At 60.5% G+C, this 25,716-nt stretch carries 22 protein-coding genes and 1 tRNA gene; 12 read left to right on the top strand and 11 right to left on the bottom strand.

Annotated elements, in window-relative coordinates; genetic code table 11:
* The 9 genes from AC6HU3_RS02005 (at window position 1) to AC6HU3_RS01965 (ending at window position 9,567) form a co-directional block, all read left to right on the top strand.
* Window positions 1-1,197 carry a 3-deoxy-D-manno-octulosonic acid transferase gene (locus tag AC6HU3_RS02005; RefSeq protein WP_497474212.1) on the top strand — a complete coding sequence of 399 codons (1,197 nt, stop codon included), beginning with the start codon at window positions 1-3 and terminating at the stop codon, window positions 1,195-1,197.
* Window positions 1,178-1,975, top strand: a complete 798-nt coding sequence (locus AC6HU3_RS02000) for a 3'-5' exonuclease (RefSeq protein WP_497474210.1) — start codon at window positions 1,178-1,180, stop codon at window positions 1,973-1,975. Before AC6HU3_RS02005 ends, AC6HU3_RS02000 begins: the two co-directional genes overlap by 20 nt.
* A 75-nt stretch (window positions 1,976-2,050) precedes the next feature.
* Window positions 2,051-2,407: a hypothetical protein gene (locus tag AC6HU3_RS01995; protein WP_497474208.1), complete on the top strand. Its 357-nt coding sequence runs from the start codon at window positions 2,051-2,053 to the stop codon at window positions 2,405-2,407.
* Complete coding sequence (gene purL, locus AC6HU3_RS01990; protein WP_497474206.1) at window positions 2,404-4,590, top strand: phosphoribosylformylglycinamidine synthase subunit PurL; 2,187 nt, start codon at window positions 2,404-2,406, stop codon at window positions 4,588-4,590. The genes AC6HU3_RS01995 and purL overlap by 4 nt, the downstream gene beginning before the upstream one ends.
* Window positions 4,590-6,035 (top strand): pyruvate kinase, encoded by a 1,446-nt coding sequence (gene pyk, locus AC6HU3_RS01985; RefSeq protein ID WP_497474205.1) that lies wholly within the window; start codon window positions 4,590-4,592, stop codon window positions 6,033-6,035. Before purL ends, pyk begins: the two co-directional genes overlap by 1 nt.
* A complete protein-coding gene (locus AC6HU3_RS01980; protein WP_497474203.1) occupies window positions 6,028-6,939 on the top strand; it encodes an enolase C-terminal domain-like protein in 912 nt (303 codons plus the stop codon). Before pyk ends, AC6HU3_RS01980 begins: the two co-directional genes overlap by 8 nt.
* 371 nt (window positions 6,940-7,310) lie before the next feature.
* Window positions 7,311-8,459 (top strand): T9SS type A sorting domain-containing protein, encoded by a 1,149-nt coding sequence (locus tag AC6HU3_RS01975; RefSeq protein WP_497474201.1) that lies wholly within the window; start codon window positions 7,311-7,313, stop codon window positions 8,457-8,459.
* 49 nt (window positions 8,460-8,508) lie between these two features.
* Complete coding sequence (locus tag AC6HU3_RS01970; RefSeq protein WP_497472928.1) at window positions 8,509-9,342, top strand: IS1595 family transposase; 834 nt, start codon at window positions 8,509-8,511, stop codon at window positions 9,340-9,342.
* Between the two features lie 151 nt (window positions 9,343-9,493).
* Window positions 9,494-9,567, top strand: a tRNA-Arg gene (locus tag AC6HU3_RS01965).
* 10 nt (window positions 9,568-9,577) lie between these two features.
* On the opposite strand, the gene AC6HU3_RS01960 is transcribed toward AC6HU3_RS01965, so the two are convergent.
* The 11 genes from AC6HU3_RS01960 to AC6HU3_RS01910 form a co-directional block, all read right to left on the bottom strand.
* Window positions 9,578-10,654, bottom strand: coding sequence for a tetratricopeptide repeat protein (locus AC6HU3_RS01960; RefSeq protein WP_497474199.1), 1,077 nt, complete (start codon window positions 10,652-10,654; stop codon window positions 9,578-9,580).
* A gap of 7 nt (window positions 10,655-10,661) precedes the next feature.
* Complete coding sequence (rsgA, locus tag AC6HU3_RS01955; protein WP_497474197.1) at window positions 10,662-11,594, bottom strand: ribosome small subunit-dependent GTPase A; 933 nt, start codon at window positions 11,592-11,594, stop codon at window positions 10,662-10,664.
* Entirely contained in the window at window positions 11,569-12,543 is a 975-nt protein-coding gene (locus AC6HU3_RS01950) for an acetyl-CoA carboxylase carboxyltransferase subunit alpha (protein ID WP_497474195.1), read from the bottom strand. The genes rsgA and AC6HU3_RS01950 overlap by 26 nt, the downstream gene beginning before the upstream one ends.
* Window positions 12,524-13,312, bottom strand: a complete 789-nt coding sequence (locus AC6HU3_RS01945) for a hypothetical protein (RefSeq protein ID WP_497474194.1) — start codon at window positions 13,310-13,312, stop codon at window positions 12,524-12,526. The genes AC6HU3_RS01950 and AC6HU3_RS01945 overlap by 20 nt, the downstream gene beginning before the upstream one ends.
* A gap of 48 nt (window positions 13,313-13,360) precedes the next feature.
* The gene (locus AC6HU3_RS01940; RefSeq protein ID WP_497474192.1) at window positions 13,361-14,515 is read right to left on the bottom strand and encodes a saccharopine dehydrogenase family protein; all 1,155 of its coding nucleotides are present in this window, start codon (window positions 14,513-14,515) and stop codon (window positions 13,361-13,363) included.
* A 65-nt stretch (window positions 14,516-14,580) separates the two neighbouring features.
* Complete coding sequence (locus AC6HU3_RS01935) at window positions 14,581-14,979, bottom strand: hypothetical protein (protein WP_497474190.1); 399 nt, start codon at window positions 14,977-14,979, stop codon at window positions 14,581-14,583.
* A gap of 31 nt (window positions 14,980-15,010) precedes the next feature.
* Window positions 15,011-16,018: an NAD(P)/FAD-dependent oxidoreductase gene (locus AC6HU3_RS01930; protein WP_497474188.1), complete on the bottom strand. Its 1,008-nt coding sequence runs from the start codon at window positions 16,016-16,018 to the stop codon at window positions 15,011-15,013.
* The gene (gene topA, locus AC6HU3_RS01925; RefSeq protein ID WP_497474186.1) at window positions 16,015-18,111 is read right to left on the bottom strand and encodes a type I DNA topoisomerase; all 2,097 of its coding nucleotides are present in this window, start codon (window positions 18,109-18,111) and stop codon (window positions 16,015-16,017) included. The genes AC6HU3_RS01930 and topA overlap by 4 nt, the downstream gene beginning before the upstream one ends.
* Entirely contained in the window at window positions 18,072-20,561 is a 2,490-nt protein-coding gene (locus AC6HU3_RS01920; RefSeq protein WP_497474184.1) for an FtsK/SpoIIIE family DNA translocase, read from the bottom strand. The genes topA and AC6HU3_RS01920 overlap by 40 nt, the downstream gene beginning before the upstream one ends.
* Window positions 20,558-21,427, bottom strand: coding sequence for a succinate--CoA ligase subunit alpha (gene sucD / locus AC6HU3_RS01915; RefSeq protein WP_497474182.1), 870 nt, complete (start codon window positions 21,425-21,427; stop codon window positions 20,558-20,560). The genes AC6HU3_RS01920 and sucD overlap by 4 nt, the downstream gene beginning before the upstream one ends.
* A gap of 11 nt (window positions 21,428-21,438) precedes the next feature.
* A complete protein-coding gene (locus tag AC6HU3_RS01910) occupies window positions 21,439-22,101 on the bottom strand; it encodes a gamma-glutamyl-gamma-aminobutyrate hydrolase family protein (protein WP_497474180.1) in 663 nt (220 codons plus the stop codon).
* 145 nt (window positions 22,102-22,246) lie between these two features.
* Here AC6HU3_RS01910 and sufC point away from each other — a divergent pair, with 145 nt between their 5' ends.
* From sufC to sufD, 3 genes are read left to right on the top strand one after another with little or no spacing between them, the layout of a single operon-like run.
* Window positions 22,247-23,011, top strand: a complete 765-nt coding sequence (gene sufC / locus AC6HU3_RS01905; protein WP_497474179.1) for a Fe-S cluster assembly ATPase SufC — start codon at window positions 22,247-22,249, stop codon at window positions 23,009-23,011.
* Between the two features lie 14 nt (window positions 23,012-23,025).
* Window positions 23,026-24,429 carry a Fe-S cluster assembly protein SufB gene (gene sufB / locus AC6HU3_RS01900; RefSeq protein WP_497474177.1) on the top strand — a complete coding sequence of 468 codons (1,404 nt, stop codon included), beginning with the start codon at window positions 23,026-23,028 and terminating at the stop codon, window positions 24,427-24,429.
* A gap of 11 nt (window positions 24,430-24,440) precedes the next feature.
* A complete protein-coding gene (gene sufD, locus AC6HU3_RS01895) occupies window positions 24,441-25,712 on the top strand; it encodes a Fe-S cluster assembly protein SufD (RefSeq protein WP_497474175.1) in 1,272 nt (423 codons plus the stop codon).
* The last annotated feature ends 4 nt before the right edge of the window (window positions 25,713-25,716 follow it).

Below are 25,716 nucleotides of genomic sequence, written 5' to 3'. Positions count from 1 at the left end.
ATGCTGGCGCCCTATCGACTGGCCCACCGCCTGGCCGCTCCGCTGATCCTGCGGGAACTTGCCTCCTTTCCCACGGAGCCTGAAGGAGAAGGTGCCCTGTGGGTCCACGTGGCCTCGGTGGGCGAACTCCACGGCGTGGTTCCCTTTCTCAAGCGCATCCGGCGGAGGTTTCCCCTCTGGGTTTCCACCACCACCGCCCGGGGATATGAGCGGGCGGTGCGCCTTCTCTCCGGGGAGGCCTCGGTCTTTCGCTTTCCCCTGGATCACCCTCCGGCGCTGGAACGGGTGTTTGCCCACCGACCCCGGGCCCTTGCTCTGGTGGAAACCGAGCTCTGGCCCCACCTCCTGGTGGAGGCATCCCGGCGGAACGTGCCCCTCGTGCTCTTCAACGGCCGGATGACCCGGAAAACCTTTCAGTTCTACCGCATGCTGGGGATGTTTCGCCCGGCGCTCTCTCGCTTCGAGAGGCTCTTCGTCCAGACCCAGTGGGATGCCTGGCGGTTCTGGCGACTGGGGGCCCGCCGGGAAGCCATCCGGGTGACGGGGAACTGGAAACGGTATCTCCCGCCTGTTCTGGAGCGGCGCTGGCGCCGGGAGGACCTGGGTCTGGGGGAAGGCATCCCGGTCATTCTGGTGGCAAGTCTGCGCTCCCGGGAGATGGAGGTGATCCTTTCCGCCATGGACCATTTGAGAGAGACCCTTCCCGGCGTTCGCTGGATCCTCGCCCCCCGTCATTTCGGGTGGCTTCCAGAACTCTTATCTCGCCTTCAAAACCGCGGATTCAGCTTCCGGCGCTGGAGGGAAGGCCACCGTCTTTCCGGGGAAGACGTTCTTGTGGTGGACGTGCTGGGGGAGCTTGCAAGTCTCTATGGGGTGGCGGACTGCGTGGTGGTGGGCGGGACCTTTGCCCCCTATGGGGGGCACAACCTGATGGAGCCTGTCCACAGCGGGCGTCCCGTGGTGTTCGGGCCCTTCACCGGACACGTGCAGGACATGAAAGAGGAGATCCTCCGGTTCTGTGCCGGGGTTCAGACGGACGGAGAGGGTCTGGCCCCCCTTCTTCAGCACTTTTTCCAGGACGCCGCCTTCCGGGAACGTCTTGAAAAGGGGACACAGAGACTTCGGGACGAGGGGGCTCGCAGGGTGAACGCGATCGTTGAGGAAGTGGAGGATGTCCTTGGCTCGATCGGTGCGTGAGGTGGTCTTCCTGGGGCTGGATGTGGAAACCACCGGAGTTTCCCCCCTGTACGACCGGGTGATCGAGATCGGTTTTGCCGTGGGGCGACTTCATGAAACCCCCCGGGTCTATGCCACCCTGGTCCGGACGGACCGGCCCATTCACCCCCGTGCCCGCCAGGTTCACGGAATTGACGAGGCCATGCTGGAAGGGGCCCCACTCTTTCACGAGACCGTCCCGGAATGGGAGGAACTGCTGGAGGGGGTCCATGTGGTGGTGGGGCACAACGTGATGGAGTTTGACATGCCTTTCGTGAACCACGAGCGGGTTCGGGCCGGTTTTCCCCCGCTCTTTCTTCCCGGTGTGGACACCCTGAAGGTGTCCCGGCGGTTTCTGCGGGGCCTTCCCGGCTATTCCCTTCGGGCGGTGGCCGAAGCCCTGCAGATCTCAGTGCCCACCAGTCATCGGGCCGGATGGGACGCCCTGGTGAGCCTCCGGGTGTGGATGAAGATCCTGGAAAGGCTGGAAAAAGACGGCGTTCGGACCCTGGAGGACCTGGACCGGATGGGTCTCCTGACGCCGCCCTTTCGCCACCCCCTTGCCCGGGACATTGTGGAATGTTATGAGGTGGAGGGAGAAGTCATCCTCCACGCCCATCATCCCGAGTTTTCTTCCCGTGAATTCCGGGTGGTTCCGGTGTGGCTCCGGAGAAAGCCCTGGTGGTTCTTTGAAACCAGGATGGAGCGTCTTCTCCGCATACCTCCTGAGGCCATCCATCGCGTTCGTGGTCTGGTCTGACCCCCGCGTTGAAGTGTCCGTGCCCAGGCTGTATAACTTGCACCATCCCGAAGTGGAGCGAACAAGGAGGAGGCCATGGCCGGCATGACGGATGATCAGATTCTGGGTGTCTGGCAGTCTGCCACCGATGAGCTCGAAGGGTGGTGGCACGTGATTGGCGAGATCAACAGCTATCTGGACTCCCTGCGAGAAGAACTCCCGGAGGACTACACGGAACGCCTGGATTACCTCCAGAAGCGCATCGCCCAAATTGAGGGCGAAATCGCGGATCTGGTGGAACGGGCGCGCCAGGGAGAAATCTCTGCGGAAGATCTGGAGAGCGCTTTTCAGGAGAAATACGACGAACTTTCCGAAATCGAAGAAGAGCTCATGGAGATTGAGTCCGAAGAGGAAATCGAGACGTTCTGGGAGGAAGAGGAAGAGGAGGAATGACAGAAGACCTGCGCGCGCTGGGGCGTTCCTGGGGTCTCCGGGACGAAGAGATGGACGAGTTCGCCCGGCGGCTGGGTCGCCCCCCCACCCGGGTGGAACTGGCGGTGCTCAGCCTGAACTGGTCGGAGCACTGCAGCTATAAAACGTCCAAGCCCTTTCTGAAGCGCTTTCCCAACCGGGGCCCACGGACCCTGCTGGGCCCAGGAGAAAATGCCGGTGTGGTCCGGATCAACGACCGGATCGGTGTGGCCTTCAAAATCGAGAGTCACAACCACCCCTCGGCGGTGGAGCCCTTCCACGGGGCGGCCACGGGGGTGGGAGGGATTCTGCGGGACATCCTTGCCGTGGGGGCCTGGCCTCTCCTCCTTGCCGACAGCCTCCGGTTTGGTGACCCGGCCCTTCCGCGCACCCGGGAACTTGCCCGGGGTGTGGTTCGGGGCATCAGCTTCTACGGCAATGCCACCGGCGTCCCCACTGTTGCGGGGGAGATTTTCTTCCATCCCCATTACAACGACAACCCCCTGGTGAACGCCATGTGTGTGGGGGTTGTGCGTCTGGATCGTCTCAAACAGGCCATCCTCAAGAAACCCGGCAGCAAAATTCTCCTTTTTGGCTCCACAACCGGACGGGACGGGATCCACGGAGCCACCTTCGCCTCGGAAGACCTTGCGGAGGAAGTGGAGGAAAAACGGCCCAACGTGCAGATTGGAGACCCGTTTTATGAGAAACTCCTGATTGAGGTGGTTCAGGAAATCCTTCCCCTTCCCGGGCTGATCGGCCTTCAGGACCTGGGAGCGGGCGGCCTTTCCACCGCCCCGGCTGAAATGGCGGCCAAAGGAGGGGTGGGCGTTCACCTGTACCTTGACCGGGTGCCTCTCCGGGAACCCCTCACGCCGGAAGAGATTCTGCTTTCGGAATCCCAGGAACGGATGATCGCGTGCGTGGAGGCGGAACATGTGGAGGCGTTTCTCCGGGTGTTCCGGAAATGGCACCTCCCCCATGCGGAGATCGGGGAGGTGCTGGAAGAGCCCGTGTTCCGGGCATCCTACCAGGGCGAGATCGTGCTGGACGTTCCTCTCCCCGCCCTTCTGGATCCTCCCCTGCGGGTCTATCCGGTGAAGTCCCCGAGGCGTGAGGAACGGCGTGCCCCTTCTCGCTCCGTGGTTCGGTTGAAAGAGACCCTTGTGAAACTTCTCCAGTCCCCCAATCTCCGGTCGAAGGCGTGGGTTTATGAGCGATACGATCACACCGTGCAGGGCAACACCCTGGTTCCCCCGGGGAAAGCCGGTGCGGCCGTGGTGGAACTCCGGTATGTGGGTCCTCATCCCGAGGATGAGGGGGTGGAAGACGTCCACCTTGCCGTGACGGTGGACGGCAATTCCCGCTGGGTGGCCCTGGATCCCTATGAAGGAGGGAAAGCCGTGGTGGCGGAAGCGGCCCGGAACATCGTGGCGGTGGGAGGAGACCCCATCGCCCTCACCAACGGCCTGAATTTCGCCAATCCGGAAGACCCGGAGGTGTATGCCCAGCTGGATGCGGTCACCCGGGGAATGGCTGAAGCGGCGGAAGCCTTTGGGATTCCGATCGTGTCGGGCAATGTGAGCCTGTATAACCAGTCCCCCCGTCACCGGATTGACCCCACGCCCATCATCGGCATGGTGGGGCTCGTTCCTGTGGGGAAGGTGTTTCTTCCCGATTTCCGCACACCCGGGGACGAGATCTGGGTGGTGGGGAAACCGGTGGGCGAGGTGGGGGGGAGCGAATATCTCCGGGTGCTCTATGGTGAGGACACCTATGCCCCCGACGGCGTGGACCTGGCGTTTGAAAAGCGTCTTCACCAGGTGATCCGGGAACTCCAGCGCCGGGGGTGGGTGGCCAGTGTGGATGATGTGAGTCTGGGTGGGCTCCTGTTCACGCTTCTTCGGGGTGCCTTTGCAAGTGGCCTGGGATTTGCCTATTTCGGGGATATGGAAGAGCGGGCCCTCTTCGGGGAGTGGCAGAGCCGGTTTGTGATCACCGTTCCACCTTCTTTCCGGGATCAGGTGATGGCCTTTCTGGAAGAGGAGGGCCTTCCCTGGCAGGTGGTGGGGCAGGTCCTGGACGAGTTTGTTCTGGAAGCGGATGGGGAGAAGATCCCCCTGGAGGAACTCCGCGCCCTCTACACCACACCGCCCTTTTCCTGATGGACGCCCGGCGGACTCGGATTGTGGCCACCGTGGGGCCGGCATCCTGGACCCCTGAGGTGTTGAGGCGGCTCCTTGAGGCGGGGGTGGATGTCGTCCGTCTCAACTTCAGCCATGGGGATCACGACATTCACCGGCGGGTGATGCTTCTGGTCCGATCCATCGCCCGGGATCTGGGGCGGGTGGTTGTGATCCTTCAGGATCTTCAGGGCCCCAAGCTCCGCATTGGAAAACTTGTGCCCGACACGGTGGAACTCCGCCGCGGCGATGAGGTGATCCTTTCTTCGGAGGTCAAGGAAGGAAACGCCCATCTTCTCCCCGTTCCCATCCCCGAACTGCTCCGGTCCCTTGCCCCCGGTCACCGGGTTCTTCTCAGGGACGGGCAGATCGTTCTCCGGGTCCGGGAGGTTCGCCCTTCCGATGTGGTGGCCACGGTGGAAGCGGGTGGCCCCATCACCTCCCGGAGCGGACTGGACGTGCGGGGTCTGGAGCTCCCCATTCCCCCCCTCACACCCAAGGATCTGGAGGATCTCCGCTTCGGAGTGGACATGGGGGTGGACTGGGTGGCCATGAGTTTTGTGCGCAGGGGTGACGATATCCGTCTGCTTCGCCAGGAGCTTGCCCGCCTGGGGGGCGAACATGTGCGGGTGATGGCCAAGATCGAGCGACCGGGTGCGGTGGAGCATTTTTCGGAAATCCTCAAAGAAGCGGACGGTGTGATGGTGGCGCGCGGGGATCTGGGGGTGGCGCTGCCCCTCCACGAAATCCCCCTGGTGCAAAAACGCCTGATCCGGGAAGCACGACACGCAGGAAAACCCGTGATCACCGCCACCCAGATGCTGGAGTCCATGCTCCACAATCCTTCCCCCACCCGGGCGGAAGTGACCGACGTGGCCAATGCGATCTTCGACGGTTCCGATGGGGTGATGCTCTCTGCGGAAACCGCCATGGGCGACTATCCGGTGGAGGCGGTTCGGGTGGTGGATCGGATTGCCCGGGCGGTGGAGGCGTCTGAGGAGTTTCAGGGAACCCTCCTTCAACAGCGGCCGGAACCCCTGTCTGCTCCTCAGGATGCAGTGGCCCACGCCGCGGTGGATCTGGCCGAGACCCTTCCGGCCGATCTCATTGTGGTTTTTTCCTCATCCGGTGCGACTGCCCAGCGGGTTGCCCGATACCGTCCCAGGGTTCCCGTTCTCGCCCTCACGACGGATGAACGGGTGGCCCGCCAGATCACCCTGTATTTCGGGGTGCGGAGCACCACCGCTCCCACACCGGCCAACACGGATGACATGGTGGCCATTGCCCTCCGTCAGGCGGTGGAGATGGGCCTTGCCCGGCCGGGGTGCCGGGTGGTGATCGTGGCGGGCGTGCCTTTTGGACAGCGGGGATCCACCAACCTGATCCGCCTGGCCCGGGTCCCGGCCCCCCTTGCCCCCCATGGATGAAACCACCTTCCGGTGGGAATCCCGCCGGCTTGAGGGTGTTCCTCTCCGCCTATCCTGGATTCTCACCCTGTGCCGGGGCTCCCTGTGCGGTCGGGGGGAAGCCGCCCCTCTGGATCATCAGGAACCGCCGGAGAGGGAGGGAAATGGCACAGCCCGGGAGATGGAGGCGCGCCTGAAGGACTGGCCTGCACCCTTTGCGTTTGCACTGGAGTCCGCCATGATGGAGCTCCGTGCCCGCGAACGGGGGCGCACCCTTCGTGATCTCGTCCCTCCGGACCGACGGGTCCACACCCATGCCCACGCCGGGATACCCGGAAAAAGGCAGGCAAAGGGTGTATGGGTGTGGGAGCCGGGTGTGGAAGAACGCCTCCGGGCAATGGGGTATCGGGTGATCAAGGCCAAGGTCCGGACCCTGGACGATGTGGCCTTCTGGGTGGAGAACCCGCCCCGGGAACTTCAGCTCCGGCTGGATGCGAACCGCGCGTTTGGTCCCGAAGACCTGAAGGAACTCGTCCCCATGCTCCGGCGCCTTCCCCTGGATTTTGTGGAGGAGCCCTGTGCTCCTGCAGATGGAGCGTGTGTGGAGAGCCTGGCACGGGCGGGCATCCGCGTGGCGCTGGATGAGAGTTTGCGGGATTGCATGGAGATGGCCACGGCGTGGATCCGGAAAGGGTGGGTGGCGGTGGCCGTGGTGAAGCCGGGACTTCTGGGTCCCCTGCCCCGGTTGAAGACCTTTCTTTCCGCCCTGGAGAGGGTCGGATCCCTTCCGGTGGTGTTCACCCACCTTCTGGAAGGTCCCGTGGGACGGCGCCACGCGCTTTTCCGGGCTTTGAGGCTGGACCTTCCGGGCGTGCACGGGCTGGACCTTGGAAAAGGCTCGCCCCTGGGTCCGTCTCATCTTTGACGCACCCCAACCCCCCGTTTTCTCAAAAGTGAAGATGGGGCGAAAAGGGGAAAGCCGGAATTTGCCCGGTGAATTCGTGTCCAAACGCCCTTTCTGCCCTGTCCCCCATTTTGGCAAAATTTTTGCTGGAAGACAGTCCCCTCTCTGGTACGAGGCAACCCCTACCCCCACCCTCCCCGTTCCCCACGGGGAGGGTTTGTTGTGGGGACAGAAGTCCGGACATGGCCTCTTTCCGACATAGCTTTTCTTGTTCATTGCGGGGAGGTGAAGCTTCCTGCTGAATTCGGCAACTTCGGTGAAATGACCCCCCTTGACAGATCTTTCATCTTCTCCTATCATCACGAACGATGCGTTGACACCTGGAGGGACGGATGCGTGTTCGGCTGGCGATGGTGATCCTTTCCGCCCTCCTTGGGGTGGGAGGAAGCCGTTCTTCATCCTCCGCCCTCCAGACCACCCTCCAGGACACCCTCTATCTCAACATCTTCTGTCTCAAAGACACCCTCCGGGGTCCCGCCGTCCCCGAGACCCTTGCCACCTGGGTGGACGTCTGTCCGGATTCTTTTAGAGTTGAGGTTTATCAAACACATATTGAATGGCCTAATGTTGGAGGTTCTTGGCGTATAGAATATTATGGAATTAATCATGATCCTCAACTTCGCGATACCACTGTATCTTACTCATTCCTACCATTAGGAGGTGTTCCTCCTGATTGGCAACAATTGTTAGGAATAAATGATCCTAACACATTATTATTGTTACAAGATACTGTGCAAGCGAATGAACTCCATAAGAGATTGGTGTTGAATCCTGTTCAAGTTTCTGAAAGTAATGATCCTGGTTTAAGGCAAAAAGAAGTTTATTTACAATATAAGAATGGAATTTTAGATTTGAGTAAGATTAGAGGTGTGGAAGAAGTAGATATTTATGATGTTGCTGGCAGGGTAGTTGCAAGATTAAGAGGCAAAGGTAAATTAGATTTGAGGAGATTGCCTAAAGGCAATTACTTTGTTGATATTAAAACAAAATGGAGAGGACATTTTGTAGGAAAATTGCCTCATTTAGGAGGAAATTTTAATTTGAGATATCGTGAGAAGGAAAGAAATAAAGATAAGAATAAGGTTAATTTAGAATATTTAGTTAGAGTGAAAGGCTTTGAAAAGAAAAATGAAACTAGAATTAATCCAGGATTTGTATTTTGGATTAGACCGGTGAACCCAAATTCAAAATATACGGATTATACTAATGCATATGGTATAGGTAGAGTTTTAGAAGCTGATTCTACAAGACTGGCTGTAGGAATTCCTTTTAATGCGGCTGACACCTTAAACATATTATTGTTTCCAAAAGTCTTAACTATTCAAGATGAGAATGGAGATTATTATACTTTAGATTTTGAAGCTGAACCACTTCGCCTTTGGGAGCTTGGAGCTTTGTTAGGGGGCCCTCTTGTTTTTGGAAATAGTGATGCAACTACATATCATCAAGGAATGGATCAAAGAATTAATTATGGTGATTGATTAAACGGGTCCATTAGTGTATACTAAAAGGCAACAGAAGAGGGAAACGATGGACCTGGTTCAATTAAGCAAGATTGCATCGGACGAAAAGAAGGCGGAAGCGTTTTTACGGGAGAAAGGAATTCTCAAGACGTTTCGCACGTGTCCGTACTGCGGGAGCGACAAGGTGAAGCGTGCGCGGAGGAAATCGTATAAGTGCTATGGATGTAAGCGGGAATGGGGGGTGAGGAAGGGGAGTGTGCTGGAGCGATCCGGTGTGAAATATGGCCAGTTTTTGCTGGCGTTGAAAATGTTTGAGCTGGAGATTCCTGTCTTGCGTGCGTCGAAAGAGTTGGGGCTTGCGTACAACACGGTGAGGCGTTTGTACATGCTTTTTCGCAAGAAGATTGTGGAAGAGGCGACGAAAGACGATCTTTTGTGGGGGGAGATTGAGATGGATGAGAGTTACTTTGGAGGTCGGAGGAAGGGCAAGAGAGGGAGGGGGGCGGAAGGGAAGATTCCGGTGTTTGGGATTCTGGAGCGTGGTGGGAAGGTGAAAGTGGAGGTGGTGAAGGATGTGAAGGCAGAAACGTTGTTAAGGGAGGCGATTCGGAAGGTGAAAAGGGGAAGTCTGGTGTACACGGATCAGTTCAAAGGCTATGACAGCCTGGTGATGTACGGATTTCGTCATGAGCGAATCGACCATGGGAAGCGTTTTAAGAACGGGAAGGTGTATATCAACGGGATTGAGGGTTTCTGGAGTTATGCGAAGGAACGGCTGATGCAGTTTCATGGGTTATCATCTCGGTGGTTTCCGTATTATTTGAAAGAACTGGAGTATCGATACAATCATCGTGATGAGGATCTTTATGAGTTATTTCTGGAGCTCCTGAGGGTGGAATAGATTGATGAATCACCTAAGATTTTTACCAGATTCTTATTCCAGCGTTGTCCCTTTTGACAGTTCCCGGTTTTTGCAAAGGAAGGGAGTCCGCTTGAGTTGCCATGGGGGTCTTGATGTTTCCGCGGGGGTTCCGTATACTAACAGGGCCTGCGCGCCCGTAGCTCAATTGGACAGAGCGCCTGGCTACGGACCAGGAGGTTGGGGGTTCGAGTCCTCCCGGGCGCGCGGTTTCTTTTTATCCCCCCTGCGCCCGAAGGGAGTCCAGCACCGACCGGAGCTTTGCGGGATCTGAAGCGGCAAGGGGTCCCCGGGGTGATTTCCCCAATTTCCGGTACAGTTCATCCACGCTCTTCTTGAGACGGCCCCACTCGGGAAGGTTCTGATCCGCCTGCCACATGAGCCCCTCCGCCACCTCCAGATACCACAGCGCCTCAGCTTTGCGTCCGATATAGTAATACCCCTGCGCCAGTTTCAGCGTCGCAAGGGCGACATCATAGGTGGACCGGAACTGATCCCGCACCGTCAGGAAGAAAATGGCCTTGTGCACCTCAAACCAGTCCCGCCAGCGGCCCATCCGCCCATACACATACGCGAGCGTCCAGAGAAAGTTGCGGTTCTGAGGGTATTTTCGGGCGGCGTAGAGGGCAAAAGGCAGCGCCTCCCGGGGACGCCCCAGATAGGCCAGGGTGTAGGCCAGGGCGTCGTGGGCGAACATGTGGACATACCGCCCCTTCTCCGCCGCAAGGCGCATCTCCCGCAGGCCTCGCTCCACATCACCCGGAGGGAGAAAGGGCATGAAAAACCGGATCCATCCGGGAATTTTCGCCAGCGCCACGTGCACCGTTCCGATCCCGAGATAGGCATCGTACAGGGTGGAATCCAGCTCCACCGCCTTCATGAGCGATTTGTAGCCCCGCCATCCGTCTTTGGCGGCGTCCAGATAATCGGAATGACGGGCTTTGCGCTCGGCACGATACAGAAACGCCGCTCCCTGAAAGAAAAACAGCCAGGCCCGCTCCCGGGGATCCTCCACCACCTCCAGCCTTGCCCGGGCTTTCCGGATGGCGGTTTCCGCAAGCGCGTAAAAGTCTTTTTCCGGTTCATAGGTGGTGTAGTCCAGCATATAGGTGGCCAGGGTGGCGGCTTTCAGGAGATACCCTGCGGGCTCGTCCGGCCACTGACGCACGATGTCGTCAAAGAGAAACAGGGCTTCCGGATATTTTTGCTCATACACCAGCTCCAGCCCGTCCCGGATGAGGGTGTCCATGCGGGTGGGGGTGCCATAAAGCAGGGCGACAACGAGAAGGGTCATCCGGCGCTCACCGCTTTTTCCGTCGCCACGCCCGGGCCTCTTCCAGTTCTTCCTTCAGTGCAAAATAGAAACGGTAGCGGAAGGGATCCAGTTCCCCGCGTTCCAGCGCCTCCCGGATGGCGCAGCCGGGTTCCTCCGTGTGGGTGCAGTCCCGGAAGGCACAGGGCAGGAATTTCTGGAAATCCCGCATATACTGATCCAGTTCTTCCGGCTCCATCCAGGCGCCCAGGTCCAGACGGGAAAAGCCCGGGGTGTCGGCCACCCAGCCGTCGTCAAGGGGAAGGAGTTCCACCCAGGTGGTCGTGTGCCGACCCCGACCCGTTTTTTCCGAAACGTCTCCCGTCTTGAGGGATGCGCCGGGGATCAGGCGGTTGAGCAGGGCGGATTTGCCCACGCCGGAGGGTCCGGCAAGGACGCTGATCCTGTCCCGCAGCACTTCGCGAAGACGTTCCAGCCCTTCACCCGTGACGGCGCTCGTGGGAAAGACGGGATAGCCCACCTTCTGCCCATACCGTTCCCGAAAGGTTTCCACCTCTTCCGGGGGCACGAGGTCCACCTTGTTCAGGACGATGAGGGCTTCCAGTCCGAAGGCTTCTGAGGCCACCAGCACACGGTTGAGGAACCATTCGTCCAGGTCGGGCTCCACCAGGCTCACCACCACCAGAACCTGATCCACATTGGCCACAGGGGGATGGGGCAAAAAGGACGTCCGGGGCAGAACTTCTTCCACCACGGCCTCCTCACCGGGGAGCTCCCGGAACCGGACCCGGTCTCCCACCACCACGGGCCCGTGGGTCCGGAGAATCCGGCTTCGCACCAGCGCCCGAAGCACCCGGCCATCCTCCGTGCGAAGGCGGAAATGGGGACCTTCCCGGGCGATCAGGAGGCCTTCCGGCAGATCCCTGCGAGAAGCGTCAGGACGTTTGTTCCGTTTCCCCATGCAGTTCCTCGAACACACCGAACCGGAGATACCGGTTTTTTCGGCGAAAGAGAAGGTCGTCCTCCGGAATCCGGGAAAGCTCCTCCAGGGCCTGGAGGATCACCTTCCGGGTGGACTGGATGGTGGTGTGGGGGTCCCGGTGGGCACCGCCCAGCGGCTCGGGGATCACACCGTCCACCACGCCCAGCGCCAGGAGGTCTTCCGCGGTGAGTTTCAGGGCTTCCGCCGCTTCCGGCGCCCGTGCCGCATCCCGGAAGAGAATGGAGGCGCAGCCTTCCGGCGAAATCACGGAATAGATGCTGTATTGAAGGGCATACACCCGGTCCGCCACCGCAAGGGCGAGCGCCCCTCCCGATCCCCCTTCTCCGATGACCACCGTCACCAGGGGGATGCGAAGTCCCAGCATTTCGTAGATGTTCCGGGCGATGGCATAGAACTGGCCATGCTGTTCGGCCTCAATGCCCGGATAGGCGCCGGGGGTGTCCACTAAGGTCACCACCGGAAGGCCGAACTTCTCCGCGAGTTTCATGGTCCGGAGGGCTTTCCGGTATCCTTCCGGCTGGGGCATCCCGAAGTTCCGGAACTGCCGGGATTTCAGGTCCCGTCCCTTCTCTTGCCCGATGATGGCCACCCGGAAGTCACCGATTTGCCCGAGCCCCGCCACGACGGAAGGGTCGTCCCGGAGGGTTCGGTCCCCGTGAAGTTCCACAAAGACCTCCGTCATCCCGTGGATGAAGTCCAGGGCGTGGGGCCGGTCGGGGTGGCGGGCGAGCTGAACCTTCTGCCACCGGGTTAAGCGGGAGAACACCTCCTCCTGGAGATGCCGGAGCCGTGCCCGAAGGGCATCCAGCTCCTGCTGGAGTTCCGGGCGGTCCCGCACCGCCAGGGAGAGTTCCTGAATCTTCCGCTCAAGCTCCACGATGGGGCGTTCAAAATCCAGAACGGCCATGATACAGCACTCCGATTTGCACCAGGTCCTCCACGGACCGGGTGAAGGTGTGGCGATAAAACACCGTCCAGGGGCCGTAGGGGAGGGCAACGAACACCCGGAAGGGATCCAGTTCCCTTCCGTCCCGGAATTCCGCCCCCACCGTAAACCGCGGATGACGGTAGGTGGCCTCCACCCCCCGCTCCACACCGGGCCCCCGGAACCAGTCCCGTGAGCCATAGGCCTGAACGGATCGCCAGAACAGGGCGACCCGGAAGCGGGGATGGGGGAAGAGAAGGCGGAGGAAAAAGATCTGGGGGAGATCCACCAGTTCGGCGTAGCTCTGGGGATTCACCCCGAGATACCGTACCCCTCCGTCCAGGAGGGGGGTGACCGGAAGTCGGACGTTTCCTTCCAGACGATAGCGGAACATCAGATGAAGAAAAGCGCCCTGGAGGTGATATTCCGGTGTGCTGAACAGAAATCCTCCCAGGGCAGGCGTGACGGAAAGGCGGGGGTCCATGGGATAACGCCGCCCGATCCAGCCCTCCAGCGCATAGGGGCGGAACCGGACGGGGTTGTCCTGGGGAACCTCCGTCTGGGCCTCAAACTCTCCGAAATCAAAATATCGGAGCCCCCCCGTCCAGGGTGAAGCCTCCACATCCAGGCGCACGATGGATGCGCCCGCCCACCACCGGAGGGCGGAAACGCCCGTCCCTCCCACCGGCGGAGCATCGGGGAAACTCAGGAAATCCAGCCCTCCCACAAAGGCTAAGAACAGAACAATCACCCCATTACCTCCCGTCCGGGGGAAGGATAGAGGATGGTGAAAAGCCTGTCAACGCGCACCGCCCGGAGCTTCCGGAAAAGCCACATCTCCATAGACCTCCCGGATGATCCGGCCCCGGAGATAGTCTTCGGCCGGGAGGTCGGTCTGGAAAATCACGCCCCGGAGGTCATGCTCCAGGAGGATGTCCAGGGCCTGGAGAGCGCCTGCCGTGGTGGTGGCCTGAATGGCCGAGAGGCGATGCCCTCCGAACACACCGGGCCGGACATCCACCATCCGGTCCAGGCTCCGGAACACACCCTCTTTATCCCGGCCCAGGACGACGGCATAGGCCACCACCCAGTCCTCCTCCACCACCGGGACGTTTTGCACCAGATGATCGTGCAGGGCCTGGATCCGCTCCTCATCCGAAAGGTGATCAGGAAGGCCGGACAGGAAGTCCCGCACCCAGGCGAAATGCCCCGGCCAGCGGAGGGTTTTGTAATCCAGACGGTCCACCTTTCCTTCAAAGTGTTCCGGCGTGCTGGCTGCACCCCCTGAGGTGAGATCGGCTTCCAGGGTGACGCCGTTGAGCACCAGGGTTTCCGGCTCTGAAAGGGCAGCGAGGAGGGTGCGCTTTCCTTCCCGGATCACGATGGAGGGCTTCACGTATTCCACCGCCACCCCCATGCTGCTCCAGGTGAGGGCGTAGAAGTGGGGCGAGGACACCCGCGGGGTGAGGGCGCCCACCCGCATCCGGATGTCGGCGGGATGGGCACCAAAACGGTCTTCAAACACCGAGGCCAGATGCACGGCCAGCACGTTGATGAACCCCGGGGCAAGACCGGCCTGGAGCACAAAGCCCACAGATACCTCCCCGGCTTCCCGGACCATCCGGGTGATGGCTTCGGTGGCGTGGATATGTTCGGTGAGGTTGATGTAATGGGTCCGGGTCCGGAGGGCTGCTTCCGCCATCCGGGTGGCTTCCTTTCCGGGAAGGCAGTCCACCAGGACCGTGGCGTCCTCCAGAACCCGGAGAAGGTCGTCGGAAAGCCCCTCCTCCGGAAGGGCAAAGGTTTTACCCTCCACAAGGGATGCCACCGCCTCCGCTCGCCGGGGGTTCATGTCCCCCACAAAAATCTCTGCATCCCGGAAGAAGTATTTCCCCAGAAGGGCGGTGGAACGCCCGATGTTGCCTGCACCGGCAATCACAAGTTTCAGTGCCAACGTGAACCTCCCTGTTTCAGATTCCCGGCAGGAAGGGGAAAGACAGGGCTTTCCCCTTCAGACGCTTAATCGTGATCGTGTTTGTGGGGGGTCTGCTGGAAGATCACCTGATCGCCCTTGCGCAGGGTGTGGACGTACACCGCGTGCATGTCCGGATAGAGCTCGCCCTCGACGGTCACGTCTTCCCGGTTCACCTTGCGGAGGGCTTCCGGGGGAACGTTGATCAGGAAGAAAAAGCCCTTGCCGTCCACGAAGAGACCCAGGAGTTCAAAATGGTGTTCCGGATCGGGTTTGTGGGTGCAACCCATCCCGTGCACGCCGCACACCGCCCCGCTCACCACACCGGAGAGGGTGACCTTTTCAGCCTTCACCGCGTGTTCATGCTCATGCTCGTGCCCGTGTGAATCGGCCGCAACCCCCGCAAGTGGCGTAGCCAGAATCGCAAGAATCATGAGTGCACGCATCGTTCACCTCCTTGTTTGGACCCCCGGAGGGTCAGGATTTGGATGCCGCCTCGGCCAGATTGGAGGAATGGCCGGGGAAGAGTTTGGCTGAGGGGTCCACGTGGATCTTGGCCACGTTCACCGCCAGCGACGCCTGGGCAAAGCCCAGAACCAGCAGTTTGAGATTTCCGATCCCTTCCACATACACCACGTCCCCCGCCGCATACACCCCGGGGATGTTGGTTTCCATGCGACAGTTCACCTTGATGTTTCGCCCTTCCAGTTCCAGTCCCCAGTTTGCGATGGAACCCAGGTTGGCCCGGTATCCCAGCGCCAGAATCACGGCATCCACCGGGAGGGTGTCTTCTTCCTGGGTCTGGTTGTGAAAGATCACGGCTTCGGTGGGTTTTTCACCGTCACCCCGAATTTCCTTGAGTTCGTGGAAGAGGCGGACGTTCACGGGTGAGGCGAAGAGCTCTTTCACGCTGGACTCGTGGGCACGGAAGCGGTCTCTCCGGTGAATCAGGGTCACCGACTTGGCCACTCCCACCAGCATCAGGGCAAAGTCCACCGCCGAATCACCGCCGCCCACCACCAGGACCCGTTTGTCTTTAAAATCCTGCGGGTCCCGGACAAAATAGAACACGCCTTTGCCTTCGTATTCTTTCACGCCCGGACGATCCAGGGTGTTGGGGGTGAACCGTCCGATTCCCGCCGTGATGAGCACGCTTCTGGTGGGATATTCCCCTTTAGGGGTGCGCACGGTGAAGGTTCCGTCGTCGTGCCGCACAAGGTCCTGAGCCGGTTCTTCCGTCCGGATCTCCTGGTCGTACCGCCGGGCCTGTTCCAGCAGATTGGCCACGAGGTCTTTGGCCAGGATTTTGGGGAAACCTGCCACGTCGTAAATGTATTTGTTGGGATAAAGCACGGTGAGCTGACCGCCGACCTCCGGAAGGGCCTCAAGCACCGTGGCCTTCATCCCCCGGAATCCGGCGTAGAAGGCTGCGAAAAGGCCCACCGGACCACCGCCCACAATCACCATGTCCCGAACCTCGCTCATTCCTTGGCCTCCTGTTTTTTCTCCTTTTCAAGTTCGCATTTCGGACAAAAGGTTTTTCGTCCATACCGGAAAAGGGCGGGGTATCCACACACCTCACAGGCCTGAGACGTGGGAGTCCCGCGGGTGGTGTAGGTGCAGGCGGGATACCGGCTGCAGCCCCAGAAGGTGCGTCCTCCCTTGCGGGCTCTCCGTTTCACAAGTTCTCCTTCCCCACAGGAAGGACAGGGCAATCCCGACGTGATGTTCCGGGTATAGGTGCACTCGGGATAGCGGGAACAGGCAAGAAACCGTCCGTATTTTCCCCACCGGCTCACCAGGGGCGCCCCGCACTCGGGACACACCTCATCGGTGGATTCGGTGAGGCTATCCCGCATCTCGTCCAGGTTTTCCATCACCCGGTTCAGGGTTTCTTCAAAGGACGCATAGAACCGTTTGAGCAGGGCTTTCCGGTCTTCTTCCCCCGCCTCGATCCGGTCCAGGGCTTCTTCCATCCGGGCGGTGAAGGAGGTTTCAAACAGATCGGGGAACCGGGGAATCAGAAGCTTATACACGGTCATCCCCAGATCCGTGGGCTTGAGGGCCCGGCCCATCCGCTCCACATACCCCCGCGCAAACAGGGTCTGGATGGTGGGGGCATAGGTGGACGGTCGTCCGATCCCCAGTTTCTCCAGGGTCTGAACCAGGGTGGCTTCCGTGTAGCGGGGAGGAGGCTGGGTGGTTCGCTCCAGCACCTCCACGGAACGGATGCGGATCACTTCCCCTTCCTGAAGGGGAGGGAGTTCGGAGGTCTCCGGCGGATCGCCGTAGAGTTTGAAAAAGCCGTCAAACAGAAGTTTCTGGGCTGAACCCACGAAGAGGGCATCTTCGTGGCGGAGAATCACGTCGGTTTTTTCCACTTCTGCAGGTTTCATCTGGCTGGCCACCGCCCGCCGCCAGATGAGGTCATACAGCCGCGCGGCGTCTCTGTCGATGTCCCGGGCCACCCGTTCTGGCGTGAGATCCACCGCCGTGGGCCGGATGGCCTCGTGGGCACCCTGAACGGCCGGGCCTTTGTCCTGATATTGCCGGGGGCGGGACGGGAGGTAATCGTCTCCCACGTGGGCTTTGATCCACTTCCGGATGGCCCGGACGGCCTTTTCCGAGAGGCGAACGGAGTCTGTCCGCATATAGGTGATGAGCCCCCGGGTTTTCCCTTCCACCTCCAGCCCCTCATACAGCCTCTGGGCAAGCTGCATGGTGCGGGCGGCGGAAAACCGGAGGCGGTTGGCCGCATCCTGCTGGAGGGTGGAGGTCTTGAAGGGCGGGGGTGGAGAAATTTTCCGGGTCTTCCGGAGGATCTGTTCCACCCGGAGGGTTTTCCCCTGAAGCCGGCTTGCAAGGTCCTCGGCGGTTTCCTTGTCCAGCTGAACGTTCTGGCCCGCAGGTTTTTCTTTCCCCAGTCCCCGGAGGAAGGCCTCAAACGTCACGCCGTCTTTTTCAAGAACCACCCGGAGGACATAATAGGACCGGGGCTTGAAGGCCTGGATTTCCTCTTCCCGCTCGCACAGAAGCCGGAGAGCCACCGTCTGGACCCGTCCCGCCGAAAGGTTCGTCTGGCGCAGAACCCGCCAGAGCACCGGACTCACCTTGTAGCCCACGATCCGATCCAGAATCCGCCGGGCTTTCTGGGCCTCCACCTTCCGGAGATCCAGTTCCTGGGGAGACTGGAGAGCCTCCCGGACCGCCTCGGGTGTGATTTCAAAGAACAGAACCCGGTGAACGGGTTTCTGGGGCGCCTTTTTCCGGATTTCCTCAGCGATGTGATAGGCAATGGCTTCCCCTTCCCGATCCGGGTCGGTGCCGAGATAGATTTCCTCTGCCTGCTGGGCGGCTTTTTTCAGAGAATCCAGGACCTTTTTCTTGCCTTTCAGCACCCGGTAGGAAGGTTCAAACGTCTCAAGATCCACCCCGAAATCGCTCTTGGGGAGGTCTTTCACATGCCCCATGGACGCCAGGACCTCCACCCCTTTGAGATACCGCTTCAGGGTGCGGGCCTTGGTGGGGGACTCAACGATCAGAAGTTTCCTGGCTTGCTGCTTTTTCGTTTTTCCCATCGCTCCATCGCCTCATGGTCGTTCACACGGAGTCGCCACGCACCTCCGCGCTTTCCTCGCGGGGGCATCAGGATGCCCACCCGTTTCATCTCCGCAAACAGCTCCCGTATGAGGGCCGCAGGAACACCCAGGAGATCCGCACCTTCTTCCTCGGTGATCCGTTTCCGGTTGCTTTCGGCAAAACCCACCACCTGCTGGACCATCACCCGGAGTTCGTCCTCCGAAAGGTCCCGCAGGCGCATGTGCTGGATGGGAGCGGCCTGAAGTTCCGGAATGGGGAGATAATAGTGTTTCCGGATGTCCCGGATCACCTCCATGGCTTTCTGGGTGTTCACTCCGGCGTGTTCCTGGATTCTGCGGACCAAGTGATACACCCGCTCCTCGGTGCCGGGTTCGTCGTCCCGGATGAAGGCCACATAGTGCCCGTCATCCAGAACGGACTGGATGAAGTCGTCCACGCTGGAAAAGGAAGGCAGTCGCTGGAGGAGATGACGGCGCAGATACTGCTCGATCAGGGTGTGGACCACCTTCCGGGTTTCCTCCTCGGAAATGTAGGGTCCGTGGAGGCGGATGGGCTCGGCTTCTCCCGGGGGAATGAAGAGCATGTCCCCTTTCCCCAGGAGTTTTTCCGCCCCCTGCTGGTCCAGAATGGTCCGGGAGTCCACCCGGGACGCCACCTTGAAGGCAATCCGGACCGGGAAGTTCGCCTTGATGGTTCCGGTGATCACGTCCACGGATGGGCGCTGAGTGGCCACCACCAGGTGGATGCCCACCGCCCGGGCCATCTGGGCCAGGCGGGCAAGGGGTTCTTCCACCTCCTTCCGGTCGGAGGTGAGGATGATGTCGGCAAACTCGTCAATGATGATCACGATATACGGCATGAGGGACTGGCCCGATTTCTGAGCCCAGCGGTTGTAGGAGCCGATATCCCGCCGCCCCGCTTTGGCCAGGAGATTATAGCGAAACTCCATCCACTTCACCGCCTGTCGCAAGGCCTCCACGGCGGCTTCGCTCTCTTTGATCACGGGCATGAGAAGGTGAGGGATGCCTTCATAAAAGGAAAGTTCCACCCGTTTCGGGTCCACAAGGAGAAAGCGAACCTGCTCGGGACCCACCCGGAACAGGATGCTGGTGATCATGGTGTTGATGGCCACGGATTTTCCGGAGCCCGTGGCCCCCGCGATGAGCAGGTGGGGCATTTTGGCGAGGTCTCCAAACATGGGATAGCCCGACGGGTCCACACCCAGGGCAAAAGCCAGAGGAGAATGCATCTTCCGGAATTCCGGACGGTCCACCAGTTCCTTGAGGTGCACGGTCCGCCGCTTGGGGGATGGGACCTCGATGCCCACGAGACCTTTGTTGGGAAGGGGAGCCACCACCCGGATCTGGCTGCTTTTGAGACGGAGGGCCAGGTCATCCGCGAGCTGGGTGATGCGGGAGATTTTGACCCCCGGCGCGGGGGCATATTCATATCGGGTGACCACCGGGCCGGGGGAAAAATTCACCACTTTCCCGGAGATCCCGAACTCTTCCAGGACGTCCTGAAGCTGTTTGGCCTGCTCTTCATACACCTCGGTCGGAACCCGCTCCGAAGGCACCGGATCCGAAAGCAGGGAAACCAGCGCCTCGCTCTTGGGATACACAAGGGGGGTGTGGACCTCTTTCAATCCCGATTTCAATCCCGAGGACGTGGGGCGAAGGGTTGAGGACGAAGAGGATTCCGGGGGGTTCCCGTTGTCCGGGAGGACTTCCGGCGGTTCGGGCGTCTCCGCATCTGGGGAGGGCGGGGGAAAGAGGGACGGAGGAGAGTCCGGGGGGCTGGCACTTCCGGGTTCTTCATCTTCCTCGGACCCGATCAGACCCGCCAGGGTGGACGGCATGGCCAGGGTGTCTGCGGGTCCTTCCCCAGGAGAGGACGTGGAACGGGAACCGGACGCAAGTCCCCGCAGGATCATCCAGGCCGCCGCAAGCGTGGCCGCGAGAAGGAGATTCAGGATGAGCACGCCACCCACGGGGCCAAAGACTTCCCGGAGGGCACCGTACAGCATCCGGGGGAGAATCCCCTCGTCAAAGGGGAGGTGGAAGAAGGGAAGAAGAAGGGCAATCCAGACCCCACCATACAGCACCAGGCCTGCAAGGAGAGGGTGATGTTCCCGGGGACGGGCCAGGTGGATGCTCCCCAGAACGAGCACAAGGAGACTGGTCCAGAAGGCGAGAAACCAGCCCAGGTATCGGGTGGTCACCCCGGCCAGGGTTTGCCCCAGCGTGCCCATCCAGTTGGGGGACTGATGGAGGGCGTGGCTCGCAAGTCCCAGGAACCAGAACAGACCCAGGAGGGCCAGGAAGCCTCCGGCTACACGCTGGGCCAGGGTGCGCTGGGGCCCCTTCCAGGTGAGGAGAAGGGCCAGGAAGCCGGCCACCAGCGCACCGAAGAGAAGAAGAGCTTTCATCGACCCAGGGCGTCGGCCACGAGATCCGCCACCTCGGCAGGGATGGCAGCCACCTTCACCCCCACCGCCTTAAAGGCGCGGATCTTTTCTTCGGCCGTGCCCTCGCCGCCGGAGATGATGGCGCCCGCATGGCCCATCCGCTTCTCGGGGGGCGCCGTCCGTCCGGCAACAAAGGCCACAACGGGTTTGGTCACGTGGTCCCGAATATAGGCTGCGGCATCCTGTTCGTCGGTCCCGCCGATCTCGCCGATGAGCACAATGGCCTCCGTTTCGGGGTCCTTCTCGAACATCTCCAGAAGATCAATGAAGCGCGTGCCGATGAGGGGGTCTCCGCCGATCCCCACCGCCGTGGACTGGCCCAGACCCTTTGCGGTGAGGGCCGCCACCACCTCATAGGTCAGCGTACCGCTCCGGGAGATCACCCCCACGGGCCCTTTTTTGAAAATGTGACCGGGCATGATCCCCACCTTGGCGACCTCAGGGGAGATCACCCCCGGGCAGTTGGGTCCGATGAGACGAACATCTTTGTCCCGCAGGATGCGAAGCACCCGGGCCATGTCCTGAACGGGGATCCCCTCCGTGATGGCCACAATGAGGGAAACCCCGGCGTCGGCTGCTTCCAGGATGGCGTCGGCGGCGAAGGGGGCCGGCACGAAGATGATGGACGTGTTGGCACCGGCTTGTTCCACCGCGTCCCGAACGGTGTTGAACACCGGGATTCCGTCCACGTCCTGTCCCCCTTTGCCGGGGGTGACGCCGGCCACCACGTGGGTGCCGTATTCTTTCATGAGGCGCGCATGGAAGGACCCGTCCCGTCCGGTGATTCCCTGCACCACCACACGCGTGTTCTCGTTCACAAGGATCATCGTCAACCTCCTTACGCTTCAAGAAACCGGGTTCGAAGGATGGTGGAAATCTCCTTTTCAGGCTCCCGTTCCGGATGCCACTGAACGCCCAGAAGAAACCGGGCATCCGGTGCATACACCATCTCCACCACACCGTCCGGTGCCACGCCCCCCACTTCAAGAGAGGGCGCCACCCGCCGGATGGCCTGGTGATGGGACGAATTCACGAGCGCAAGATGGGTGTTGAGGCGATAGCGCACTGGAGGAGTCCCCAGGAACATCACCGGGTGTTCCGGAAGGGGATCCTCCGGCGCAAGCCGGGCGTGGTGCAGGAAGGAAGGGTGCTCCGCGGGGAGATGCTGATAGAGGCTTCCTCCGAAAAACACGTTCACAACCTGAAGGCCCCGACAGATGGCAAACACCGGCAGATCCCGTTCCATCGCCTCTTCCAGGAGAGCAAATTCCAGCGTGTCCCGTCCCGGATCGATGGTGTTCTTGTCCGGAAAGCGATTCTGTTCACCGTAATACCGGGGGTCCACATCCGGACCTCCCGGAAGCAGCAGGCGTTCGGCAAACCGGAGGTCCTCCACCCGCTCGGCACGCACCACCCGCACGCCGGCCGCTTCGAGCCAGGTGATGTAGGGCCGGATTTTCTTCTCCCGAACCCACGGACCCCACGGAAGGGCAACGCTCATGGGGGTATTATACGTCGTGGGCTTCATATCATCAACGCCCATGGACGCCGACCGTGGAACGATCCCTTGACACGCCCCCGTCCGGCGTGTATCCTTAATGTTGACTTTGAGCGTCAAATTTGACAACAAGAAGGAGGTTGGAACGATGGCCGATCTTGTGATTCGCGACCTTCGGGTGGCGGTGGAAGGAAAAGAAATCCTCAAAGGCATGAACCTGGAACTCAACAAAGGGGAGTTCCACGCCGTGATGGGGCCCAACGGCTCCGGAAAGTCCACCCTGGCCATGACCCTCATGGGTCATCCCAAATATGAGGTTCTGGGCGGGGAAGTGCTCTTCAAGGGCGAGAACATCCTGGAACTCTCCCCTGACGAGCGGGCCAAACTCGGTCTCTTTCTCGCCTTTCAATATCCCATGGAGATCGAAGGGGTGGCCCTTTCCCAGTTTCTGTGGGCTGCGGTGAAGGCGCGGGCGGAAGATCCGGAGGCCCTCAAGGGCAAAGCCCTGCTGGATTTCCGCAAGCAGCTGGAGCAGGCCCTGGATGTGGTGAAACTGCCCAATGAATTCGCCGATCGCTACCTCAACGTGGGCTTTTCGGGCGGGGAGAAGAAGCGCACGGAAATCGCCCAGCTTCTCACCCTGAAGCCCGAGATCGCCATCCTGGACGAAACGGACTCCGGGCTGGACATTGACTCGGTGCGGATTGTGGCCGAAGCGGTGAAGTCCCTCAAGGGTCCCGACTTCGGTGCCCTGATCATCACCCACTATCAGCGGATCCTGAACTATCTTGAACCCGATTTTGTGCATGTGATGGTGGACGGCCGGATTGTGAAGTCCGGCGGTCCTGAACTCGCCCACATGCTGGAGGAGAAAGGTTATGACTGGATCCTCCAGGAAGTGGGGGTTGCCTGAAAGGGAGGTGAACCATGTCGGTGGAGAAACCCGACATTCAGGTGGATCTGAAAAAATATGACTTCAAGGATCCCGAGCTTTATGTGTATAAGACCCCGAAGGGGCTTTCCCGCCGGATCGTGGAGGAGATCTCCCACATCAAGGGCGAACCGGACTGGATGCGGGAACTCCGGCTCAAAGCCTATGAGCATTTTATCCGCCGGCCCATGCCCACCTGGGGTGCCGATCTTTCCGGGATCAACTTTGACGAAATCACCTATTACATTCGCCCCACCGACCGTCAGGCCCGGTCCTGGGACGAAGTTCCGGAATACATCAAGGAAACCTTTGAGCGGCTCGGCATTCCCGAAGCGGAGCGCAAGTTCCTGGCCGGTGTGGGGGCGCAGTACGAATCGGAGGTGGTGTATCACTCCATCCGGGAGGACCTGGCCAAACAGGGCGTGATCTTCACGGATATGGACACCGCCCTCCGGGAATATCCGGATCTCGTGAAGGAGTATTTCGGGACGGTGGTCCCCTACACGGACAACAAGTTTGCTGCCCTCAACACCGCGGTCTGGAGCGGGGGAAGCTTTGTGTATGTGCCGAAAGGCGTGAAGGTGGACATTCCCCTGCAGGCCTATTTCCGGATCAACGCCGCGGCCATGGGCCAGTTCGAGCGCACCCTGATCATCGTGGAAGAAGGTGCATCCGTCCACTACATTGAGGGGTGCACCGCGCCCATCTATTCCGAAGACTCTCTCCACTCCGCGGTGGTGGAGATCATCGCCAAACCCTATTCCCACGTGCGCTACACCACCATCCAGAACTGGTCCACCAACGTGTATAACCTGGTGACCAAGCGCTCCGTGGCCTATGAGGGCGCCTTCGTGGAATGGGTGGACGGCAACCTGGGCTCCAAGGTGACCATGAAATACCCGGGAATTATCCTGAAAGGTCCGAAAGCCCGGGGTGAGGTGCTGTCCATCGCCTATGCCGGGGATGGCCAGCACCAGGACACGGGGGCCAAGATCATCCACATGGCACCGGAGACCACGTCCCGGATCGTGTCCAAGTCCATCTCCAAGGGGACCGGACGGGCTTCCTATCGCGGTCTTCTGCGGGTGATGAAGGGGGCCAAGGACGTGAAAGCCAATGTCCAGTGCGACGCCCTCCTTCTGGACCGGGAGTCCCGGACGGACACCTATCCCTACATCGAAATTGAGGAAGAGGATGTGACCATCGGGCACGAGGCCACGGTGGGCCGTGTCGGCGAGGACCAGATCTTCTATCTCCAGAGCCGCGGTATCCCGGAGGCCGAAGCCCTCACCATGATCGTGATGGGCTTCATCGAGCCCTTCACCAAGGAGCTTCCGCTGGAATACGCCGTGGAGCTCAACCGTCTCATCCAGCTTGAGATGGAAGGCTCGGTGGGATAAGGAGGATCACGATGAGCGACATCAAAACCTTTGGGGAAAGCCTTCTTCAGGCAACCCCGGAACCGTTGAAGGAGTTTCGTCAGCATGGATTACAGATTCTTGAGCAGTTTGATGGGTTCCCGCGATCCCGATATGCCCAGTTCCGGGAACTCGATGGGCGTGCGTGGAAACTTGAGGGCGCCCTCCGTTCGCCGGAAGCGGTGGCGGGGAAGCTCGCGTATGACGTCCCGGCCCGCCGGGAAGAGGCGTCGGTTCTTCTCACCGTGGTGAACGGGTACCCTCACCTGGAAGGTGAGGGAGTGCGCCTTCTCCCCGTGTCGGAGGCCCTGGACGTCCCTGGGGTGCGGGAGGCCTTCATGGCCGGTCCCCGCGCCTTTTCGGACAACCGGTTTGCCGGACTTCTCCTGGGACTCTGGAAAAACGCCTGGGTGCTCCACGTCCCGAAGGACACCGAAATCCCCGGCGGCGTGCGGGTTCTTCATCTCTACGATGAGGAGGGGCTTCTGGACACCTTCTATCTCCTGGTGGTGGCCGAGCGCCTTGCCCGGGTGGAGGTGATTCAGGAGGTCCATTCCGTGACCCTGGAAGATCCCACCCTGGTGGTCCACGGGGTGGATGTGGTGGCGGGTGACGGGGCAGAGGTGACAGTGAGCCTGCTTCAGAACCTCCAGGGCAACACCTATTTCGCCGATTTTCGGTATGCCCGAACCTCCCGGGATGCGAAGGTCCAGTTTGCCGCCGCCACCCTGGGGACCCGGAAGGCTTATGTCCGGAACCTCTTTGACATTTATGGCGAAGGCTCGGAAAACAACTACACGGAGCTTTTCCAGCTCATGGATCATCAGCTCGTGGACGTGTATGCCGAGCTCAATCACGCGGTTCCGGCCGCCCAGGGCGAGCTCCTTTCCCAGGCGGTGCTGTCGGATGAAGCCCGCAAGGTGTTTGAGGGGATGATCCGGATCCGTCCCGGTGCGCTCAAGTCCAACGCCTTCCAGGCGGACCACAACCTCATGCTCTCCTCCAAAGCCCGGGCTGACTCCATCCCCAGCCTGGAAATCCAGGCGGACGATGTGCGGGCCACCCACTCGGCCACCGTGGGCAAGCTGGATGAGGAAAAGCTCTTTTATCTCCAGAGCCGCGGGCTGTCACCGAAGGAAGCCCGTTTCCTCATGGCGATGGGCTTTTTCGGTCCCACCCTCTCCCGCATGCCCAGCCGGCGGTTTCGGGATCGGGTCCAGAAGCTTCTGGAACACCGCTGGGAAACCTACCACACCCTGGACTGAACCT

Source organism: Caldifarcimen microaerophilum (assembly GCF_055387105.1).
Note: the sequence above shows the minus strand (reverse complement) of the source record. Positions and strands in the feature narration are given on the sequence as shown.

Excerpts from the sequence above, each read along its gene's own strand:
- AC6HU3_RS01930 (WP_497474188.1), bottom strand. The coding sequence starts at position 16,018 with ATGAGCGAGGTTCGGGACATGGTGATTGTGGGCGGTGGTCCGGTGGGC.
- AC6HU3_RS01960 (WP_497474199.1), bottom strand. The coding sequence starts at position 10,654 with ATGACCCTTCTCGTTGTCGCCCTGCTTTATGGCACCCCCACCCGCATG.
- AC6HU3_RS01920 (WP_497474184.1), bottom strand. The coding sequence starts at position 20,561 with ATGAAAGCTCTTCTTCTCTTCGGTGCGCTGGTGGCCGGCTTCCTGGCC.
- sufC (WP_497474179.1), top strand. The coding sequence starts at position 22,247 with ATGGCCGATCTTGTGATTCGCGACCTTCGGGTGGCGGTGGAAGGAAAA.
- sucD (WP_497474182.1), bottom strand. The coding sequence starts at position 21,427 with ATGATCCTTGTGAACGAGAACACGCGTGTGGTGGTGCAGGGAATCACC.
- AC6HU3_RS01935 (WP_497474190.1), bottom strand. The coding sequence starts at position 14,979 with ATGCGTGCACTCATGATTCTTGCGATTCTGGCTACGCCACTTGCGGGG.
- AC6HU3_RS01950 (WP_497474195.1), bottom strand. The coding sequence starts at position 12,543 with ATGGCCGTTCTGGATTTTGAACGCCCCATCGTGGAGCTTGAGCGGAAG.
- AC6HU3_RS01980 (WP_497474203.1), top strand. The coding sequence starts at position 6,028 with ATGGATGAAACCACCTTCCGGTGGGAATCCCGCCGGCTTGAGGGTGTT.
- AC6HU3_RS02005 (WP_497474212.1), top strand. The coding sequence starts at position 1 with ATGCTGGCGCCCTATCGACTGGCCCACCGCCTGGCCGCTCCGCTGATC.
- topA (WP_497474186.1), bottom strand. The coding sequence starts at position 18,111 with ATGGGAAAAACGAAAAAGCAGCAAGCCAGGAAACTTCTGATCGTTGAG.
- AC6HU3_RS01995 (WP_497474208.1), top strand. The coding sequence starts at position 2,051 with ATGGCCGGCATGACGGATGATCAGATTCTGGGTGTCTGGCAGTCTGCC.
- AC6HU3_RS01975 (WP_497474201.1), top strand. The coding sequence starts at position 7,311 with ATGCGTGTTCGGCTGGCGATGGTGATCCTTTCCGCCCTCCTTGGGGTG.
- sufB (WP_497474177.1), top strand. The coding sequence starts at position 23,026 with ATGTCGGTGGAGAAACCCGACATTCAGGTGGATCTGAAAAAATATGAC.
- pyk (WP_497474205.1), top strand. The coding sequence starts at position 4,590 with ATGGACGCCCGGCGGACTCGGATTGTGGCCACCGTGGGGCCGGCATCC.
- AC6HU3_RS01910 (WP_497474180.1), bottom strand. The coding sequence starts at position 22,101 with ATGAGCGTTGCCCTTCCGTGGGGTCCGTGGGTTCGGGAGAAGAAAATC.
- purL (WP_497474206.1), top strand. The coding sequence starts at position 2,404 with ATGACAGAAGACCTGCGCGCGCTGGGGCGTTCCTGGGGTCTCCGGGAC.
- rsgA (WP_497474197.1), bottom strand. The coding sequence starts at position 11,594 with ATGGGGAAACGGAACAAACGTCCTGACGCTTCTCGCAGGGATCTGCCG.
- AC6HU3_RS01970 (WP_497472928.1), top strand. The coding sequence starts at position 8,509 with ATGGACCTGGTTCAATTAAGCAAGATTGCATCGGACGAAAAGAAGGCG.
- sufD (WP_497474175.1), top strand. The coding sequence starts at position 24,441 with ATGAGCGACATCAAAACCTTTGGGGAAAGCCTTCTTCAGGCAACCCCG.